This window comes from Cellulosimicrobium sp. NPDC057127 (assembly GCF_042670945.1).
Lineage (GTDB): Bacteria > Actinomycetota > Actinomycetes > Actinomycetales > Cellulomonadaceae > Cellulosimicrobium.
Genome location: NZ_JBHUUP010000007.1, coordinates 17,800 through 37,121, shown reverse-complemented (window position 1 = coordinate 37,121; position 19,322 = coordinate 17,800). Strand labels below are relative to the sequence as shown.

The following is a 19,322-nucleotide window of genomic DNA, read 5'->3' as shown; positions in this document are numbered from 1 at the left end:
GGGCGGCGCCGCCACGGCAGGATCGCCGCGTGCCCCCGTCGACCTCCGCCGTCCGCCCCGGCGCGCCGCTGCGCGTCACGCTCCACCCCGCGACCGACGTGCTGCTGGACGCGGGCACCCGGCTGGGCGACCTGCGAGCCGGTCTGGCGGACGTCGCGTGCCGGCCGGAGCTGCTCACCGCGCCGCTGCTGGTCGACGGCGTGCCGGTCGACGACGACCACCGGTGCGGCACGCGGCCGCTCCTGCCGGGCGCGACGGTCTCGACGGCGCAGCGCCGGCGCGGCACGGCGCCCCGGCCGCGGGCGCTCGACGTGCTCGCCGCTTCGTGGCACGTCGCGGTGCTGACGGGCGCGGACGCCGGGCGGCTCGTCCCGCTCGGGGACGCCGCGGGCACGGGCGCGCGGCACGGCGTCGTCGCCGTGGACGGGCTGGAGGTGCGCTGGGCGCGCACGCGGCGCGGCACGGCAGTGCGCGTGCGCGGCCCGCGCGGGTCCCGGCGGGTCCGCGCGGCGGGCGGTCCCGGCAGGGGTGCGCGTCGCGGCCGGCCGCTCGGCCGCCGACGCGGGACGTCGTGGCGCTCGCGCGACGTCGTCGTGCACGGCGGGTCCACGTACGCGCTGCGGCCGGCGCCGCCGCTCGAGCACAGCGCCCGGACCGACGTGGCGCCCGACGACGCCGCCGCGCCCGAGCCGGCGCGACCCTGGTCGGCGCACCTCGCGACGGCGCTCACGCCGGCCGTCGCCTCGCTCGTGCTGGCGGTGACGTTCCGTCAGCCGCTGTACGCGCTGCTCGCGCTGGTCGGCCCGCTCGCGCTCCTCGTCCCCGCTCTCCTGGACGCGCGGCGCCGGCGCGCCGGCCGCGGCACGCCCCGGGCCGCGTCGCACACGCAGCAGGACCGCGACCGCCCGGCGCACGCCGGCGCGCCCGACCCGCTGCTCCCCCGACCCGCGGACGTGCTCACGTGGGCCGTCGTGGCGCACCTCGCGCCCGACGGCGGGGACGGTCCGGTGACCGACGGCTCGGCCCTGCCCGCGCTGCCGGACGGCTGCGTCGCGGTCGTCGGTCCCCGGCCCGCGGCGCTCGCGACCGCGCGTGCGGTGCTCGCCGAGCTGCTCGCCGCAGGCCCGGCGGTCGCGGTGCGGCACTCCCCCGCGGCGGCCGCCGACTGGTCGTGGTGCCGCTGGCTGCCGCGGGCGTCGTCGGCGCCGCGGCTCGACGGGTCCCTCGCGCGCGAGGCCGCGCAGGTCCTCCTCGTCGACGGTGCGACGGCGGACGGCGAGCTCGCGGCCGCGTGGGACCGGCTCGGACCGGCCGGCACGCGGCTCGTGCTCGTCGCACCCGACGCCCGCTCGGTCCCGGCGTGGTGCCGCACGGTCCTGCACGTCGACGGCCGGACGACGGTCCTCGTCCGGGCCGACGGCGCACGCACCACCGGCCCGTACGTCGGCGTGGGCGAGGCGTGGGCGCAGGACCTCGCGCGCCACCTCGCCGCGGCGGACCACCTCGGCCGGCTGGACCCGCCCGCGGCGGCGACCGACGGGTGCGACCCGGCGTCGCGCACGCTGCCCGACGACGTCGCGCTCGGGACGCTCCTCGCCGCCCCCGTTCCCCCGGCGGGCCCCGCCGCGCCCGTGACCCCAGCCTCGGCGGCGCTGGAGGCGCCGGAGCCGCTGGAGACGCCGGCAGCACCGACGGCCCTTGAGGCGTGGCTGGCCGGGCGTTGGGAGGACGCGGCGGCGCGCGACGGCCGCGGTCTGCGCACGCCGGTCGGCGTGGGTGCCGACGGCGCGGTCGTGAGCGTCGACCTGGTCGCCGACGGGCCGCACGTGCTCGTCGCCGGGACGACGGGCTCGGGGAAGTCGGAGCTGCTGCAGACGCTCGTCGCCGGGCTCGCGCTCGGACGGTCGCCGACCGAGGTGACGTTCGCCCTCGTCGACTTCAAGGGTGGCGCGAGCTTCGGGGCGTGCGGACGGCTGCCGCACGTCGTCGGTCAGGTCACGGACCTCGACGCGGGGCTCGCGGGCCGCGCTCTCGCGGGGCTGCGCGCGGAGCTGCACCGCCGTGAACGCGTCCTCGCGGACGCCGGCGCGTCGGGCGTCGACGAGCTGCCGCCCGGGACGCTGCCGCGCCTGGTCGTCGTGATCGACGAGTTCCGTGCCCTCGCGGACGACCTGCCCGACTTCCTCCCGGGCCTGCTGCGCGTCGCGGCGCAGGGCCGGTCGCTGGGCGTGCACCTCGTGCTCGCGACGCAACGCCCGGCCGGAGCGGTGAGCGCCGACGTGCGGGCCAACATCACGCTGCGGCTGGCGCTGCGCGTCGTCGACGTCGCGGACTCGCGCGACGTCGTCGAGTCCCCGCACGCCGCGCTCGTCCCCGCACGCACGCCCGGGCGCCTCGTCCTGCGCTGCGGCTCCACGCCGCCCGTCGCCGTGCAGTGCGCGCGCGCCGGGGCGCCCGTGCCGGCCGGGACGGCGGCGGTGGCGGCGGCCCCGGCCTGGAGCGCTGGCCGGACCGCGGGGCGGGCTCCGGACCGGAGCGGCGAGGGTCCGGATGCCCTGACGGCGTTCGTCGACGCCGCCCGTGCCGTCGCGACCCGTGCGGGGATGCGCACGCCGCCTCCCCCGTGGCTGCCGGCGCTGCCCGAGCAGGTGCGCGCGGCCGACCTCGCACCGTGGTCGGCCGGCGGGTCCCGGCCCGGCGCGCTACCGGTCGGGCTCGGCGACGTGCCCGCGCGGCAGCAGCGCACCGTCGTGCGGTGGGACCCGGCCGACGGCCACCTCGCGGTGCTCGGCCGGGCGCGGGCAGGGCGCACGACGGCGCTGCGCACCCTCGCGCACGCCGCCCTCGCGCGAGGCTGGCACGTGCACGCGATCGGGTCGGGCCTCGGTGACCTCGCGGGCCACCCCGGGGTCGGGACCGTCGTCGACCGTGCGGACGCGCGCCGGACGGCCCGTCTCCTGCGGCTGCTCGCCGGGCACGACGACGGCCAGGCGCGTCCGGGCGGTCCGGCCACGGTCGCGGCCGGGCGCACGCTCGTCCTCGTCGACGACGTGGAGGCCGTGCGCACGTCTCTGTCGGCGCTGGGCGGCGGCGCGGGGGCGGACCTGCTCGCCGACGCGCTCGCGGACTCGCGGGCCGCGTTCGCGCTGGCCGGGTCGGGGCCGACGGTCGCGGGCCTGGCCCCGCTCGTGGGCGTGCGGGCCGTCCTCGCGTCGCGCGACCGGCACGACGACGTGTCGCTCGGCGTCCCGACGGCGCTCGCCGGCCAGGGCGGGCCCGCCGGGCGTGCGGTGTGGCTGGGCCCGGGCGAGCCCGTCGTGTGCCAGCTCGTGCTCCCGGACGACGTGCCGGAGGTCGGCGCGTCCGCCGGTGCCGCGGACGCCGCGCCGGTCCGCCTCGTGGCGATCCCGGACGACGTGCCGCCGGGCGACGAGCCGGGCGGTGGTGGCGCGGCCCTGCTCGGCGTGGGCGGCGACGACGCGCGGCCCGTCGCGCTCGACGTCGGGCGCGGCGTGCTCGTCGTGGGGCCGCCCGGGAGCGGGCGCTCCACCGCGCTCGCCCTGCTGGCCGGCCGCGCGGCGGCGGTGGGGACCCTGCGCGGCGTCCTCGCGCGCGACCCGGCGGTGGCCGACGCCGTGCGGGCGGTGGCGGGCGTCGACGTCCCCGTGGTGTCGCGGTTCGCGCCGACCGACGTGGCAGGGTTCCTCGACGCCGTGGGCGCGACCGGTCCGGGTGGACGGAGGTCCGCGACAGCAGGGCGGCCGGTGGTCGTGGTCGACGACGTCGACCAGCTCGCGCAGCTGTGCGTGCTCGAGGCGGACCGGCTCGCGGCGCTGTGCCGCGACGACGTCGCGCTCGTGGCGTCCGCGACGACCGCGGCGGCGGTCATGGCGATGCGCGGCCCTCTCGCGGAGCTGCGTGCGCTGCGGCGCGGCCTCGTGCTGGGACCGTCGGAGCGCGGGAGCGCGGACGTGTTCGGGCACGACCTGGCCTGGCTCACCGACCCGGGGCGCCCGCGCGCGGGCCGGGGCGTGGTCGTGGACGGTGCGCGACTCACGCCCGTGCAGGTCGCGCGGGTCGGCGGGCCAGGGCGGTGACGGGGCGGTGACGGGGCGGCCGTCGTGCGGACGCGTCAGGCCGTGGGCCGTGCGTCGCGCGTCGTGGCCTCGACGACCGGCCCGAGCATGAGCAGCACGAGCACCGCGACGGCCAGGACGAGCGCGACCACGACCCACGGCGTGACGCCCGCCTGGAGCGAGCTGACGGCGACCACGCCCTGGAGGATCTGCCACGTCGCGACCGGCGAGCGTCCCCAGCGTCGTCCGTGGAGCAGCGCGCGCACCGCCGCGGTGAGCAGCGCCGCGACCCCCAGGGCGAAGACGACGAGGAACAGGCTCACGCCGAGCGACGCCGACCCTCCGGAGAAGAGCTCGACCAGCAGCACGACGGCCCCGACGAGGAGCGCCACGACCTCGAGGCCGACCCCGGCCACGAGGGCGGTCAGCGCGGGAGGGCGTCCGGTGCCGGAAGCCGCCGGGCGGCCGTCCGGGACGGGCTCGGGTGGGGGCACGGAGGCGCTGGCGGGGGGCACGATCAACCAGCCTACGCCGCGACCTGGGGCTTCACACCAGTGTGACGAAGGCCTCACGATTCACCCCGGGGAAACTTTCCCGTAACCACTTGTGCTGGCATTCACGAGGTGTGACGCTGGTTCAAGCATCAATCAATTCCCCCGTTCGAGCCTGGTTCCGCGCGCCCGTCGCGCAGCACCACGACCCGTCACCAGGCTCCATCCTCGTGCCAAGGAGAACATCATGGACTGGCGCCACCGCGCAGCCTGCCTGGACGAAGACCCCGAGCTGTTCTTCCCGATCGGGAACACGGGCCCGGCCCTCCTGCAGATCGAGGAGGCGAAGGCCGTGTGCCGTCGCTGCGACGTCGTCGACACGTGCCTCAAGTGGGCGATCGAGTCCGGCCAGGACGCCGGCGTCTGGGGCGGCCTGTCCGAGGACGAGCGCCGGGCGCTCAAGCGCCGCACCGCGCGCGCACGCCGCGCCGGCTGATCCCCGCGTCCGGGCGGCACCGCCGCTCGTACCCAGACATCACGGAGGGCCTCCACCCGCGGGTGGGGGCCCTCCGCCGTCCGCGCCGGCGTCCGCGTCGGCGTCCGCGTCGGCGTCCGCGTCGGCGAGGCGCCGCCGTCGGTCAGCCGTGCCGCGCGCCGTCGCGCAGGACGAGCTGCAGGACCACCTGCGTGCCGCCGCCGGGCCGCGGCTCCCACGTGATCGTCCCGCCGAGCTCGTTCGTCACGAGCGTCTGCACGATCTGCGTGCCGAGCCCGCTCTTCGCCGCGCGACCGGCGCTGGCCACGTCGCCGTCGGGCATGCCCACGCCGTCGTCCGCGACGACGATGCGCACGGCCGACCCGTCGCGCTCGGCCGCGACCTCGACGGTGCCGGCCTCGCGCTTGGCGAGGCCGTGCTCGACGGCGTTCGTGACGAGCTCGGTGAGCACGAGCGCGAGCGGGGTCGCGTCCTCGGCGGGCACGAGCCCGAACGTGCCGGTGCGCACCGTGCGGACGCTCGTGTCGGCCGACGCGACGTCGGCCGCGAGCCGCAGCGCGCGCCCGACCATGTCGTCGAACTCGACCTCCTCGTCGAGGGTCTGCGACAGGCTCTCGTGCACGAGCGCGATGGTCGCGACGCGCCGCATCGCCTCCTCGAGCGCGGCCCGGGCCTCGGGGACGTCCATGCGCCGGGCCTGCAGCCGCAGGAGCGCGGCGACCGTCTGGAGGTTGTTCTTTACGCGGTGGTGGATCTCGCGGATCGTCGCGTCCTTGGTGATGAGCTCGCGCTCGCGACGACGCAGCTCGGAGACGTCTCGGCACAGCAGCACCGCACCGATGCGCTGCCCCGACTCGGTGAGCGGCAGAGCCCGCAGCGACAGCGCCACCCGGTGCGCCTCGATGTCCGTGCGCCACGGCGCCCGGCCCATGACCACCAGCGGCAGGGACTCGTCGACGGGCGTCTGGTGCTCGACGAGGTCCGCCGTCACCTCGATGAGCGAGCGCCCCACGAGCGGCCCGATGACGCCCAGGCGGTGGAAGCAGCTCAGCGCGTTGGGGCTCGCGTAGAGCACCTCGCCCTCGGAGTTGAGGCGGATGAGGCCGTCGCCCACGCGCGGTGCGCCCCGTCGCGGCCCCGTCGCGGCGTTCGGGAAGGGGAACTCCCCGCGGGAGATCATCGCGACGAGGTCGTCGGCCGCCTCGACGTAGTTGAGCTCCAGGCGGCTGGGCGTGCGGCCGGAGCCCAGGTTCGTCTGCCGGGCGACGACCGCCACCGCGCGCCCCTGGTGCACGACGGGGATTGCCTCCTCGCGCACCGCGTACGCGCCGAACCACCGCGGTTCGCGCGAGCGCTGCGAGCGCACCTCCGCCAGGGCCCGCTCGAGCTGCGGGCGCTGGCCGTCCGGGGCGTACGAGCCCACGATGTCGTCGTAGTGGACGGTGGCACCGGTCGAGGGGCGGCACTGCGAGAGCGCCACGAAGTTGCCGTCCTGGGTGGGCAGCCAGAGCACGAGGTCGGCGAACGCGAGATCGGAGATCACCTGCCAGTCCCCCACGAGCAGGTGGAGCCACTCGTTGTCCGCAGCACTGAGGTCGGCGTGGCGGGAGATGAGGTCACTCATGGCAGACACGCCCCCAGCGTAGAGGGATGCTGCTCGTGAGCGTGCCCGTTAGAGTCCCCGTGAGCGCTCCACGACCGGGGCGCGCCCCCGAGGAGGTCCCGTGCACCTGAGCGTCGAGCTGCGGTTCCCCGCGCCCGTCGAGGCCGTCGGCGCGATGCTCGCGGACGAGTCGTTCGTCCGCTGGCGCGCCGAGCGCTCGGGCGGCCCCGGCGGCGAGGTCGTCCAGGTCGACGTGACCGGCGGCGCGGCGGGCGCCTTCACGGTCGCCGTGCGGCGCACCCTGCCGACCGACCAGATCCCGGCGCACGTGCGGACGCTCGTGGGAGGCGGCCTGGAGATCCGCCAGGCGGAGGCGTGGGAGGCGCAGCAGGAGGAGGAGCGCCGCGGCACCGTCTCGCTCGAGATCGCAGGTGCTCCCGTGCGCCTGACGGGCACCGTGCGGCTGGCCCCCGACGCCGGTGGCGACGGCGCCGGCACGGTCCAGACCTACGAGGGCGAGGTGCGCGCGTCGGTGCCCCTGTTCGGCGGCGCCATCGAGGAGGCCGCGGCCGACGCCGTGCGCGGCGCGCTCGCCGCGGAGGAGCGCGCCGGCCGCGAGTGGCTGGCCCGCTGAGGCGGCCGGCAGCGATCTCGAACCGGTAACGATTTCTCGGCACGTCGAGCGCCGGCCGCCCTCCCAAACGCCGCTGACCTGCACAGACGCACGAGTGGGAGCGTGACCACGTCCGCGCACGGTCGCGCGTCGCTTGACACCTCGTGACGCCGGGCCCCACCATCTGATCACTTCATGGGAGCGCTACCACTACGACGTGGGAGCGCTGCCACCACCACGACAAGGGAGTCACCGTGCTGAGCAGCACCCGTACGACCCGCCGGTCCCGCCAGGCGATGTCCGCCGCCGCGGGCCTCGCGGCCATCACCCTCGCCCTGACCGCGTGCTCGAGCGGGTCCGGGTCCGACGACGAGACGGCCACGGGGGACGAGAAGATCACCCTCACCGTCGCGACGTTCAACGACTTCGGCTACACCGACGAGCTCCTCGCGCGCTACTCCGAGGAGCACCCGAACGTCGAGGTCAAGCAGACGAAGGCCGCGAAGTCGGAGGACGCCCGCACCAACCTCACGACCAAGCTCGCCGCCGGCGGCGAGGGCCTCGCCGACATCGAGGCGATCGAGGTCGACTGGCTGCCCGAGCTCATGCAGTACCCCGACCTCTTCACCGACCTGACCGACGCCGAGCTCGAGGGCCGCTGGGTCGACTGGAAGGTCCAGCAGGCGACGACGCCCGACGGCAAGGTCATCGGCTACGGCACCGACATCGGCCCGAGCGCGATCTGCTACCGCCAGGACCTCTTCGAGGCGGCCGGCCTGCCGACCGACCCGGCCGAGGTGGCCGAGCTCCTCGGCGGCGAGGACGCGACCTGGGACGACTACTTCGCGGCGGGCGCCACGTTCACCGGGGCGAGCGACGCGGCCTGGTACGACTCCGCGATGTCCATCTCGCAGGCGATGGTGAACCAGATCGACAACGCGTACGAGGAGTCCGACGGCACGGTCAAGGACCTCGCGTCCAACGCCGAGATCAAGGACATCTACGACACGGTCCTCGAGCAGTCGACGACCAACGGCCTGTCCGCCGGTCTCGAGCAGTGGTCCGGCGACTGGGACGCCGCGTTCCAGAACGACGGCTTCGCGACGATGATCTGCCCCGCCTGGATGACCGGTCCGGTCGAGGAGCGCTCCGGCGGCGTCACCGGCTGGAACGTGGCCGACGTGTTCCCCGGCGGCGGTCTGAACTGGGGCGGCTCGTTCCTCACGGTGCCGGCGTCCGGCCCGAACGCCGAGGCCGCCAAGGAGCTCGCCGCGTGGCTGACCGACCCGGCGCAGCAGACCGAGGCGTTCGAGAACGCCGGCACCTTCCCCTCGCAGGTCGAGGCGCAGGAGTCCGAGGCGGTGCAGACGTTCACGAACGAGTTCTTCAACGGCGCCCCGGTCGGCGAGATCTTCGTCAACCGTGCACTCGCGATCGACGGCGCCCCGTTCAAGGGCGCGAACTACTTCGCCGTGCACCAGACGGTGCAGGACGGCATCAAGCGCGTCGACGTCGAGAAGACCGACGACGCCGCGTCCTCCTGGGACAAGACGCTCCAGTCCTACCAGGACCTGGGTCTGTGACCTGACGGGGCCGGGCCGGCGCACCGACGCCGGCCCGGCCCTCGCCGTGCCGCCCCGGCGGCACGGCCTCGTCCACCGCCCCGCGTCGGGCCGTCGGACCTCGACGCGTCGACGCACTCCCAGACCCAGGAACCCACATGGCCGTCCTCACGCCCACCGAGCCCTCGCCGCGGCTCGACGGGCCGACCGAGCGCACGCCGCGCCGCGTCGGCCTCACCCAGCGCCTCGGGCGCTGGGACGTCAAGGTCTCCCCCTACCTGTACATCTCGCCGTTCTTCGTCCTGTTCGCGATCACCGGCCTGTTCCCGCTCGTCTACACCGCGCTGGTGTCGGTGTACGACTGGAACCTGCTCGGGGGCCAGGGCGACTTCGTCGGCCTGCAGAACTACGCGGACGTGCTCGCCCAGCCGACGTTCTGGAAGTCGCTGCGCAACACGCTGTCGATCTTCCTGCTGTCGTCCGTGCCGCAGGTGGTCGTCGCGATCGCCATCGCCGCGCTGCTCGACCAGAACCTGCGCGCCGCCACGTTCTGGCGCATGGGCGTGCTGCTGCCGTACGTCGTCGCACCCGTCGCGGTGTCGATGATCTTCGGTCGCCTCTTCGCCGACCAGTACGGCCTGATCAACGACCTGCTGGGCCTCGTGGGCATCGAGCCGGTGCGCTGGCACGCGGACACGTTCGCGAGCCACGTCGCGATCGCCAGCATGGTGAACTTCCGCTGGACGGGCTACAACGCCCTCATCTTCCTCGCGGCGATGCAGGCGGTGCCGCGCGAGCTCTACGAGGCCGCGATCATCGACGGCGCGGGCCGCGTGCGGCAGTTCTTCTCCGTCACGGTCCCCCAGATCCGCGCGACCATCATCTTCGTCGTCATCACGTCCACGATCGGCGGCCTGCAGATCTTCGACGAGCCGCGCATGTTCGACGCGCAGGGCCTCGGGGGCGCCGACCGGCAGTGGATGACGACCGTCCTCTACCTCTACGACGTCGCGTGGGGCAACCAGAAGAACTTCGGTCGCGCGGCGGCCGTCGCCTGGCTGCTGTTCCTGCTCATCCTCGCGATCGGCATGGTCAACTTCATGATCACCCGGCGGATCTCGACGTCGTCGACCCAGCCCGGCGCCCAGCGCCGCGCCAGTCGACGCGTGCACGCCGAGCGACGCGCGTCCGCCCAGAAAGCCATGGCGGTCCGGCCGCCCGCCGCGGGCGAGACCGCGGCCGTGCCGATGCCCAGCTCCACCGATCGGAGGAAGCGATGAGCTCCGTCCCCGTCACCGCCCAGACCGCCGGGCCGGGCGCGGCGCGCGCGGCCGCCCGCCGCCGCAGCGCCGGCAAGAACGTGGGCGGCACGCAGCGCCGCCCGCGCTGGGTCACGTACACGATCCTCGGCGTCGCCCTGCTGGTCTCGGTCTTCCCGCTGTACTTCACGCTGATCCTCGGGTCCTCGACGCCCGACGAGATCTCCCGCAGCGCGCTCCCCCAGCTCCTGCCGGACGCGAGCCTGTTCGACCGGTTCGCCGATGTGATGGGCTCGGACGCGATCAACTTCTGGAAGGCCGCGTTCAACTCGGTCGTCATCTCGGTGGTGACCGCCGCGTCGGTGGTGCTCTTCTCGACGCTCGCCGGGTTCTCGTTCGCGAAGCTCCGGTTCCGTGGTCGCGGGCCGCTGCTCGTCTTCGTCATCGCCACGATGGCCGTGCCGACGCAGCTCGGCGTCATCCCGCTGTACATCCTCATGTCGGACATCGGCTGGATCGGCAAGCTGCAGGCGGTGATCGTGCCCGCGCTCGTCACCGCGTTCGGCGTCTTCTGGATGACCCAGTACCTCGGCGAGGCGCTCCCGTACGAGCTCATCGAGGCGGCCCGCGTGGACGGCGCGTCGATGTTCCGGACGTTCTGGTCGATCGCCCTGCCGGCGGCCCGGCCGGCCGCGGCGATGCTGGGGCTGTTCACGTTCGTGCAGCAGTGGACGAACTTCTTCTGGCCGTCCATCGTGCTCAACCAGTCGAACCCGACGCTGCCGCTCGTCGTGCGGTCCCTGCAGTCGAACTACTTCGTCGACTACTCGCTCGTCATGGCCGGGGTCTTCCTCGTGACGCTGCCGCTCATCGTGATCTTCCTGTTCACAGGCCGCCAGCTCGTCGCGGGCATCATGCAGGGCGCCGTCAAGGGCTGAGCGCCCCGACCGGATCCTGCGCCGCCGAGCGGCCGCCCCGGCCCCACCATGCCTCCGCACCACCTCCGAAGGACAATCGACCCATGAGCATCTTCGTCCCGTCCACGCCGCTCGCGCCCAACCCCGAGACCGCCACCGGTCGCGTGGAGATGCCGCGGGACTTCCTCTGGGGCGCCGCCACCGCGGCGTTCCAGATCGAGGGCGCGGGACACACCGACGGCCGTACGGACTCCATCTGGGACACGTTCTGCCGCGTCCCGGGCGCGGTCGTGAACGGCGACGACGGCATGGTCGCGTGCGACCACTACCACCGGTACCGCGAGGACGTGGCGCTGATGCGCGAGCTCGGTCTCGGCGCGTACCGCTTCTCGACCTCGTGGGCACGCGTGCGTCCCGACGGCGGCGCGGTGAACGCGGCGGGCGTCGCGTTCTACGACCGCCTCGTCGACGAGCTGCTCGAGGCGCAGATCCTCCCGTGGCTCACGCTCTACCACTGGGACCTCCCCCAGGCGATCGAGGAGCGGGGCGGCTGGACCGACCGGGACACCGCGTACCGGTTCGCCGAGTACGCGGTGACGATGCACGAGGCGCTCGGTGACCGCGTGGGCGTGTGGACCACGCTCAACGAGCCCTGGTGCTCGGCGTTCCTCGGCTACACGGCGGGCGTGCACGCGCCGGGGCGGCAGTCGCGCGAGGACGGCCTCGCGGCCGCGCACCACCTGCTGCTCGGGCACGGCCTCGCCGTGCAGGCGCTGCGCGAGCGGGCGCCCGAGGCGAACCTGGGCATCACGCTGAACTTCACGGTCTCCGACCCGGTCGACCCCGCCGACCCGGCCGACGTCGACGCCGCCCGCCGCATCGACGGCCAGTTCAACCGGATCTTCCTCGGTCCGCTGTTCCACGGCGCGTACCCGCAGGACGTGCTCGAGGACGTCGCGCCGTACGGCCTGCTCGACCACGTGCGCGACGGCGACCTCGAGATCGTCTCGACCCCGATCGACACGCTCGGCGTGAACTACTACAACGGCGGCGCCGTGGCGGGCCGCCCGCTCGAGCCGGGCGCCGAGGGCACCGACGGCGGCACGCGCCCCGAGGGCGTGCGCGACGGCGACGGCGGGCAGGCCCCCGTGCGCGCGACGTCGTCCCCGTACCCGGCGGCCGACGACGCCCACGGCCGCTCCCGCGGCCTGCCCACCACGGACATGGGCTGGGAGGTCCAGCCCGAGGGGCTGACGCGATTGCTCACGCGCCTGCAGGAGGAGTACACGGGGCCGCGCGGCGTGGCGATGTACGTCACGGAGAACGGAGCCGCCTACCCCGACGAGGTGTCCGCGGACGGGTCGGTGGACGACCAGGACCGGCTCGCGTTCCTCGACGCGCACCTGCGTGCGACGCGCGACGCGATCGACGCGGGCGCGGACGTGCGCGGCTACTTCGCCTGGTCGCTCATGGACAACTTCGAGTGGGCGCTCGGGTACACGAAGCGGTTCGGCCTCGTCCGGGTGGACTACGCGACGCAGGAGCGCACCGTGAAGTCGAGCGGGCGCTGGTACGCGCAGGTGGTCCGCGACAACGCGGTGCCCGCCCGCGACGGCGCGGCGGACGACACCGCGCGCTGATGAGCACCGCGACGCCGCCGGCCCCCGTCCCCGCCGCGCCCGCGGTCGCCGGGACGCGGGCCGGGGCGGGCGCGCGGGATACTGGTCGGATGACCCCTGCGAGCACAGCCCCGACGCTGGACGAGGTGGCCCAGGCGGCGGGCGTGTCCCGCTCGACCGCGTCCCGCGCGATCAACGGGGGCCTGCGTGTCTCGCCCGAGGCGCAGGCCGCGGTGGACGCGGCCGTCGCACAGCTCGGCTACACGCCCAACCGCGCGGCGCGCTCGCTCGTCACGCGGCGCACCGACTCCATCGCCCTCGTGGTGCCGGAGCCGGACGAGCGCATCCTCACGGACCCGTTCCTCGCCGGGACGATGCGCGGGGTCAGCGCGGCGCTCGTCGGCACCGACCTCCAGCTGGTGCTGCTGTTCGCGCGCCCGGACGAAAAGCCCGGGCGCATCGTGCGCTACCTGCGCAGCGGGCACGTCGACGGGGCCATCGTCGCCTCCCACCACCGCGACGACGAGCTCGAGGACGCGCTGCTCGCCACGCGGCTGCCCGCCGTGTTCGTCGGGCGCCCGTTCCACCCGACGCCGGACCTGCTCTACGTCGACGTGGACAACGTCGAGGGCGGGCGCCTCGCCGCGCGCCGGCTCGTCGAGGCGGGGTGCCGGCGGGTCGCGACGGTCGCCGGGCCGCAGGACATGACGGCGGGCGTCGACCGGCTCACCGGCTGGCGTGAGGTGCTGCGCGACGCGGGCCTGCCCGACGACGCGGTCGCCGTCGGCGACTTCGCCGTCGCGGGCGGTGCCGCGGCCATGGAGACGATCCTCGCCGAGCACCCGGACGTGGACGGGTTGTTCGCGGCGTCCGACCTCATGGCCGAGGGCGCGATGCGCGTCCTCGCCCGGCACGGTCGCACCGTGCCGGGCGACGTGGCCGTCGTCGGGTTCGACGACCTCGCGACCGCCGCGACCACGTCTCCCCCGCTCACGACCGTCCGCAACCCGATGGTCGAGATGGTGCGCGACGCGACCGACATGCTGCTCGACCTCGTCGCGCACGGCGGCGGCGACGTCTCCTCCCGCGTGCTCGCGCCCGAGCTCGTCGAGCGCGCCTCCGTCTGAACCGCCGCCTCAGCGGCGCACGTGGCCGTACCGGTGCGTCGTGCGGCTGACCGCCTGCTCGTGCAGGACGGTGAGCAGCTCGCGGCGCCCGCTCGCGACGACCTCGTGGTCGAGCACCGTGACGTCCCCGACCCGCTCGGCGGCGGCCTCGCGCAGCCCGGGGGCCGAGCCGACCACCCGTACCCTGCCGCGCACGCGACCGTCGCGCACGCGCGCGGCCAGCTCGGCGTCGTCCACGACCTCGGGGCCCCCGTCGCCGGAACCGGCGACCGAGCGCAGCCCGGTCGGCGCGCCCGGCGCGGGCAGGACGACGACCGGCACCCCGGCGGTGCGGGCGGCGTGCAGGACGCGCTCCACCTCGACGGGCCGCGCGTCGACACCCGCGCGAACCGTGAGCAGGTCCACCGGCCGGTAGCGGAACACGTTCGACTCCGCCTGCAGGCCGGACAGGTCGTGCTCACGCACGAGCTCCCGCTCCCACCAGCGCGCGTCGTCGGCGCGCGCCCAGGCGAGCCACTCGGCGGGCGCGGCGTCGCGCGCGGGCGGGAGGCCGGGGCCGTCACCGGCGCCGTCCTCGTCCGCGCCGGTCGCCACGTCGTCGTGCCACCGCCCGAGCTGGGCGACGTAGTTCGGGCCACCGGCCTTGGCGCCCGGGCCGACGACGGACTGCTTCCAGCCGCCGAACGACTGCCGCTGCACGATCGCGCCGGTGATGTGGCGGTTGACGTACGCGTTGCCGACCTGGACGGCGTCGAGCCAGCGCGCGACCTCGTCGTCGTCGAGGCTGTGGATGCCGCCCGTGAGGCCGAACGGCACGGCGTTCTGCAGCGCGATCGCCTCGTCGAGCGTCGCCGCGGTCATGATCCCGAGGACCGGGCCGAAGTACTCGGTGAGGTGGAACGCGGAGCCGGGCCGCACGCCCTCCTTGAGACCTGGGGTCCACAGGCGTCCGGTGCCGCCCGGCCCCGCCTCGGCGTCGGCGTCGAGGCAGCGCGGCTCGACGAGCCACGACTCGCCCTCCTCGAGCGTGGTGAGCGCGCGCAGGAGCTTGCCCGCCGCCGGCTCCGTGAGCGGCCCCATCGTGGTCGACAGGTCGGTGGCCGGGCCGACGGCGAGCGAGCGCACCGCGTCGACGAGCTGGCGCCGCACGCGCCTCCCGGTCTCCGTGCGCGGGTCGCCCGCCGAGCCGACGAGGATCAGCAGCGACGCCGCGGAGCACTTCTGCCCGGCGTGCCCGAAGGCCGAGCGCACGGCGTCCGCGACCGCCAGGTCGAGGTCGGCCGACGGCGTCACCACGAGCGCGTTCTTGCCCGACGTCTCGGCGAGCACCGGGCGCTCCGGACGCCAGCGCGCGAACAGCTGCGCCGTCTCGATCGAGCCGGTGAGCACCACGCGCGCGACACCCTCGTGCGTGACGAGGTGCTGCCCGCGGTCGTCGTCGGGGACGCGCACGTACTGCACGACGTCGGTGACCTCCACCCCGGCGTCCGCGAGCGGCCGCAGTCCCTCGGGGTCCGCCGCGGCCGCGTCGCGCAGCCCGGCGTGGACCGCGTCGACCGCGACCTCGAGACACCGCGGCGTCGGGGGCGCGGGCTTGGCGATCACGGCCGAGCCCGCCGCGAGCGCCGCGAGCACCCCGCCGACGGGGATCGCGACGGGGAAGTTCCACGGGGGCGTGACGAGCGTGACGCCGTCGGGCTCGAACCGGGCGCCCGGGACGGCACCGGGCTCGAGTTCGTCGGCGCGGTCGGCGTAGTAGCGCGCGAAGTCGACCGCCTCGCTGACCTCGGGGTCGGCCTCGGCGACGGTCTTCCCGGGCTCGTGCACCATGGCCGCGACGAGGTCCGTGCGGGCCTCCTCGAGCCGGCGGGCGACGGCCCGCAGCACCCGGCCGCGCGCGGACGGCGCGACCCGCGCCCAGGCGGCGGTGGCGCGCCCGGCGCGGGCGACGACGTCGTCGACCTCCGCGGTCGAGGCGAGCTCGGGGGTGCGGACGGGCACGTACCCGCTGTCCGGGCCGCCGGTCACGCGCCGGGCCCAGGCGCGGTGCGCGGCGACCGCCGGGTCGGTGTCGGCGGCGTTGGCGAACCCCGGCCTGTGCGCCACGTGGGCCGGGTCCTGCCCGGCGACCCCGGGTTCGGCAGCCGCCGGTGCGGCGGCGTCGGCCGCGAGGTCGGCCCGTGCCCGACGCCGCGGCGTCACGTCGTCCTCGGCGTACCGGGTCCCGTGGCGCACAGAGTCACGGAAGGCGTCCTCCTGGCGCTGCATCGCGGTGCGGCCGTCGCCGGCGAACATGGCGTGCAGGAAGTTCTGCTCGGCGGCGTTCTCCTCGAGACGGCGCACGAGGTAGGAGATCGCGACGTCGAAGTCCTCGTCGCGCACGACGGGCGTGTAGAGCACGACGCGTCCGCCGCGCCCGGCGTGCGGGCCGTCGGTCGCGAGGTCGCGGCGTACCTCGTCGCGCACGGCACGGGCCTCGCCCGGGGCCATGCCCTGGAGCATCTCGACGTCGAGCGCGTGGCTCACCCCGCGGGCGCGGCCGAGGAGCACGGCGAGCGCCACGTGGAACAGGTTGTGGCTCGCGACGCCGATGCGCACGGCGTCGGTGCGGGGGGCGCGCAGGGCGTGGTCGAGCAGACGCACGTAGTTGGCGTCGACGTCGGGCTTGCTCGGGTACGGCGCCTGCTGCCACCCGTGCAGCTCCGCGTCGACGGCCTCCATGGCGAGGTTGGCGCCCTTGACGAGCCGGACCTTGACGGGCGCCCCGCCGGCGGCGACGCGCTCGGTCGCGAACGCGGTGAGGTCGTCGAGCGCGCCGAGCGCGTCCGGGAGGTAGGCCTGGAGCACGATGCCGGCCTCGAGGTCGCGGAGCTCGTCGTGCGCGAGGACGGCCCGGAACACCTCGGTCGTCAGGGCGAGGTCGCGGTACTCCTCCATGTCGAGGTTGAGGAACACCCCGTGGTCGCGCGCGGCCCGGTACAGCGGCAGGAGGCGCTCCACGACGCGGTCGCGCGAACCCTCGAGGTCCCACGTGACGAGCTGAGACGCGACCGACGACACCTTGACGGACACGTAGTCGACGTCGGGTCGCCGGACGAGCGCGATCGTGCGCTCGAGGCGGGCGTGGGCCTCCTCCTCGCCGAGCACGGCCTCGCCGAGGAGGTTGACGTTCAGCGCGTAGCCCTCGGCCCGGGTGCGCGCGAGGTGCGCGCCGAGGCCGGGCCCGGCGTCGGCGACGAGGTGGCCGACGAGCTGGCGCAGCCGCACCCGCGCGGCCGGGACGACGACGCGCGGCAGCACCGGCGCCACGCCCGCGCCGACGCGCAGGAGGGTGCGGTCGACCGGCCCGAGGAACGAGCCGGCGCTGCCCGCGAGGTCGCCGAGCCGCGCGAGCGCGCCCGCGGCGACGTGCACGTCGTGGGGGCGCGCGACGTCGTCGACGAAACGGACCGCGAGCTCGAGCCCGGCGGGGTCGGAGACGAGGGCGCCCAGACGCTCGGCGGTCCGGCGCTCGCGGGACCGGGCGCGCGCGCCGTCCACGCCCTCGGTCGCCGTCAGCCAGCGGCGGGCGAGGTCGACGGCCTCGTCGACGAGGGCCGCGTCGAGGGGGGCCGCGTCGAGGGGGGCCGAGGGGACGGGGTGCGTCTCGGGGGCGGCGGCTCCGGGGGTGGGGAGAGGCCGCACGGTGGCGTCGTCGCTCATCCCTCCAGCGTGCCTCGCCGCGCGCTCCGTGTCTTGTACGATCCGGGACGACATGGCAGCCGTTCGCGACAACTCGTGGCCCGAGGGTGAGGCGCTGCTCGCGGCGCTGAGCCCCGCGATGGTCGCGCTGATGGACGAGCTGCCCGGCACGATGTTCTGCGCGAAGGACGTCACCGGCCGGTACGTGGCCGTCAACCCGGTGTTCGTCGCCCGCACCACCGAGCGGTCGCGCCGCGCCGTGGTCGGGCGGCGCGCGGGCGACCTGTTCGTCCCCCAGCTCGCGGAGCGCTACGAGCAGCAGGACGCGGAGGTGCTGCGCACGGGCCGGCCGCTGCGCGGGGAGCTCGAGCGAATCCGCCGCCTCGGCGGCACCGCCGGGTGGTTCCTCACCGCGAAGCTGCCCGTGCGCGACGACGACGGTCGCCTCCTCGGCCTGGTCTCCGTGTCGCACGACCTGCGGGCGGGCGAGGCCGACGACGCGACGATGGCCTCGGTGGCGGCGCTCGTGGCCGCGGTCGAGGAGGACCCCGCGGCGCGGTGGACGACCGAGCGCCTCGCGCAGGTCGCGGGCTGCGCGGCCGCGACGGTCGACCGCCGCGTGCGCCGCGTCTACGGCGTCACGCCACGCCAGCTCGTCCTGCGCACGCGCGTCGACCGCGCGACCCGGCTGCTCGCGGCGGGCGAGGGCACGCTCGCGCACGTGGCGGCGGCGTCCGGGTTCTACGACCAGCCGTCGCTCACGCGCACGTTCGCGCGCCTGACGGGCGAGACCCCCGCCCAGTACCGCCGCCGCGCCGCGCGCTGAGCCGGTCGCCGTCGGCCACCTCGGTGCGCCGCCGCCGCCGGTCGGACGAACCCCGGGTTGCACGCCGCCGCCCGCCGCCGAACCCCGGGTTGCGCGCCACGCCGACCGGAATCTGCCGCACGACCCGGGGTTCGGCCACCGGCGGCGACGGGTCACCGGTGGCGAGGGACGGCGTCGGGCACGAAGACTGGTACCCATGACCACAGGACCCGACACCTCAGGAACCGGCGCCTCCGCCATCCCCACGGCCACTCTCCCCGGCGGGGCGATCCCGCTGCTCGGCATCGGCACGTGGCAGTCGGAGGGCGACGACTGCTACCGCGCGGTGCGCCACGCGCTCGACGTCGGCTACCGCCACGTCGACACCGCGACCGGCTACGGCAACGAGACGCAGGTGGGGCGCGCCCTCGCCGACTCGTCCGTCGACCGCGACGACGTGTTCGTCACCACGAAGCTGCCGCCGGACGCGGCGGGCAAGGAGCGCGAGACCCTCGAGGCGTCGCTGCGCGACCTCGGGACCGACCACGTCGACCTCTGGCTCATCCACTGGCCGCCGTCCGGCGAGGCGTCCCCGTGGGTGTGGGAGCGGTTCGTCGAGCTGCGCGACGAGGGCAAGGTGCGCTCCATCGGGGTGAGCAACTACTCCGTCGAGCAGGTCGACATCCTCTCCGAGCAGGTCGGCGAGACGCCCGCGGTGGACCAGATCCCGTGGAGCCCCGCGGACTACGACGCGAAGGTCGCGTCCGAGCTGGCGAAGCGCGGGGTGCTGCTCGAGGGGTACAGCCCGTTCAAGCGCACGGACCTCGACGCGCCCGTGCTCGCCGATGTCGCGTCCGCGCACGGCGTGACGCCGACCCAGGTGGTGCTGCGCTGGCACCTCGACCACGGCTTCGTCGTCATCCCGAAGTCCGTGACGCCCGCCCGCATCGAGGAGAACTTCCGCGTCACCGGCTTCTCCCTCACCGAGGACGAGCGCACCGCGGTCGACGGCCTCGCGGGCTGAGACCCGGACAGGTCCTCGACGGCCCGCGGGGCGGCGCGACGGCGTGCCC

General features: G+C 75.7%; 13 protein-coding genes. 10 read left to right on the top strand and 3 right to left on the bottom strand.

Translation table 11 applies throughout. The annotated features are described in order from the left end of the window. The first annotated feature begins 29 nt into the window (after positions 1-29). Entirely contained in the window at positions 30-4,097 is a 4,068-nt protein-coding gene (locus ACFTZA_RS08750; protein WP_378192914.1) for an FtsK/SpoIIIE domain-containing protein, read from the top strand. Between the two features lie 35 nt (positions 4,098-4,132). Here the strand turns inward: ACFTZA_RS08750 and ACFTZA_RS08745 are convergent, their stop codons facing one another. Further along, the gene (locus ACFTZA_RS08745; protein ID WP_378192912.1) at positions 4,133-4,591 is read right to left on the bottom strand and encodes a hypothetical protein; all 459 of its coding nucleotides are present in this window, start codon (positions 4,589-4,591) and stop codon (positions 4,133-4,135) included. A 223-nt stretch (positions 4,592-4,814) separates the two neighbouring features. Here ACFTZA_RS08745 and ACFTZA_RS08740 point away from each other — a divergent pair, with 223 nt between their 5' ends. Beyond that, positions 4,815-5,063 (top strand): WhiB family transcriptional regulator, encoded by a 249-nt coding sequence (locus ACFTZA_RS08740; RefSeq protein ID WP_021481972.1) that lies wholly within the window; start codon positions 4,815-4,817, stop codon positions 5,061-5,063. A gap of 142 nt (positions 5,064-5,205) precedes the next feature. Here the strand turns inward: ACFTZA_RS08740 and ACFTZA_RS08735 are convergent, their stop codons facing one another. Continuing rightward, positions 5,206-6,687, bottom strand: coding sequence for a sensor histidine kinase (locus ACFTZA_RS08735; RefSeq protein ID WP_378193271.1), 1,482 nt, complete (start codon positions 6,685-6,687; stop codon positions 5,206-5,208). A 100-nt stretch (positions 6,688-6,787) separates the two neighbouring features. Here ACFTZA_RS08735 and ACFTZA_RS08730 point away from each other — a divergent pair, with 100 nt between their 5' ends. The 6 genes from ACFTZA_RS08730 (at position 6,788) to ACFTZA_RS08705 (ending at position 13,763) form a co-directional block, all read left to right on the top strand. After that, complete coding sequence (locus ACFTZA_RS08730; protein ID WP_378192909.1) at positions 6,788-7,300, top strand: DUF2505 domain-containing protein; 513 nt, start codon at positions 6,788-6,790, stop codon at positions 7,298-7,300. A gap of 233 nt (positions 7,301-7,533) precedes the next feature. Beyond that, complete coding sequence (locus ACFTZA_RS08725; RefSeq protein WP_378192907.1) at positions 7,534-8,862, top strand: ABC transporter substrate-binding protein; 1,329 nt, start codon at positions 7,534-7,536, stop codon at positions 8,860-8,862. 137 nt (positions 8,863-8,999) lie between these two features. After that, positions 9,000-10,121, top strand: coding sequence for a carbohydrate ABC transporter permease (locus ACFTZA_RS08720; RefSeq protein WP_378192905.1), 1,122 nt, complete (start codon positions 9,000-9,002; stop codon positions 10,119-10,121). Further along, complete coding sequence (locus ACFTZA_RS08715; RefSeq protein WP_378192903.1) at positions 10,118-11,038, top strand: carbohydrate ABC transporter permease; 921 nt, start codon at positions 10,118-10,120, stop codon at positions 11,036-11,038. Before ACFTZA_RS08720 ends, ACFTZA_RS08715 begins: the two co-directional genes overlap by 4 nt. Positions 11,039-11,187: 149 nt before the next feature. Then, positions 11,188-12,657: a glycoside hydrolase family 1 protein gene (locus tag ACFTZA_RS08710; protein WP_378193268.1), complete on the top strand. Its 1,470-nt coding sequence runs from the start codon at positions 11,188-11,190 to the stop codon at positions 12,655-12,657. Between the two features lie 89 nt (positions 12,658-12,746). Further along, a complete protein-coding gene (locus tag ACFTZA_RS08705; protein WP_378192901.1) occupies positions 12,747-13,763 on the top strand; it encodes a LacI family DNA-binding transcriptional regulator in 1,017 nt (338 codons plus the stop codon). A 9-nt stretch (positions 13,764-13,772) separates the two neighbouring features. Here the strand turns inward: ACFTZA_RS08705 and ACFTZA_RS08700 are convergent, their stop codons facing one another. Further along, a complete protein-coding gene (locus ACFTZA_RS08700; protein ID WP_378192899.1) occupies positions 13,773-17,465 on the bottom strand; it encodes a proline dehydrogenase family protein in 3,693 nt (1,230 codons plus the stop codon). A 52-nt stretch (positions 17,466-17,517) separates the two neighbouring features. On the opposite strand from ACFTZA_RS08700, the gene ACFTZA_RS08695 reads away from it, so the two are divergent. Both ACFTZA_RS08695 and ACFTZA_RS08690 read left to right on the top strand, forming a co-directional pair. Next, positions 17,518-18,270 (top strand): helix-turn-helix domain-containing protein, encoded by a 753-nt coding sequence (locus tag ACFTZA_RS08695; RefSeq protein WP_378192897.1) that lies wholly within the window; start codon positions 17,518-17,520, stop codon positions 18,268-18,270. Positions 18,271-18,466: 196 nt separating this feature from the next. Next, positions 18,467-19,273 (top strand): aldo/keto reductase, encoded by an 807-nt coding sequence (locus ACFTZA_RS08690; protein ID WP_378192895.1) that lies wholly within the window; start codon positions 18,467-18,469, stop codon positions 19,271-19,273. The last annotated feature ends 49 nt before the right edge of the window (positions 19,274-19,322 follow it).

Bases quoted from the DNA above. Each gene is read 5' to 3' on its own strand.
- ACFTZA_RS08740 (WP_021481972.1), top strand. From the start codon at position 4,815: ATGGACTGGCGCCACCGCGCAGCCTGCCTGGACGAAGACCCCGAGCTG.
- ACFTZA_RS08735 (WP_378193271.1), bottom strand. From the start codon at position 6,687: ATGAGTGACCTCATCTCCCGCCACGCCGACCTCAGTGCTGCGGACAAC.
- ACFTZA_RS08720 (WP_378192905.1), top strand. From the start codon at position 9,000: ATGGCCGTCCTCACGCCCACCGAGCCCTCGCCGCGGCTCGACGGGCCG.
- ACFTZA_RS08715 (WP_378192903.1), top strand. From the start codon at position 10,118: ATGAGCTCCGTCCCCGTCACCGCCCAGACCGCCGGGCCGGGCGCGGCG.
- ACFTZA_RS08710 (WP_378193268.1), top strand. From the start codon at position 11,188: ATGCCGCGGGACTTCCTCTGGGGCGCCGCCACCGCGGCGTTCCAGATC.
- ACFTZA_RS08705 (WP_378192901.1), top strand. From the start codon at position 12,747: ATGACCCCTGCGAGCACAGCCCCGACGCTGGACGAGGTGGCCCAGGCG.
- ACFTZA_RS08700 (WP_378192899.1), bottom strand. From the start codon at position 17,465: ATGAGCGACGACGCCACCGTGCGGCCTCTCCCCACCCCCGGAGCCGCC.
- ACFTZA_RS08695 (WP_378192897.1), top strand. From the start codon at position 17,518: ATGGCAGCCGTTCGCGACAACTCGTGGCCCGAGGGTGAGGCGCTGCTC.
- ACFTZA_RS08690 (WP_378192895.1), top strand. From the start codon at position 18,467: ATGACCACAGGACCCGACACCTCAGGAACCGGCGCCTCCGCCATCCCC.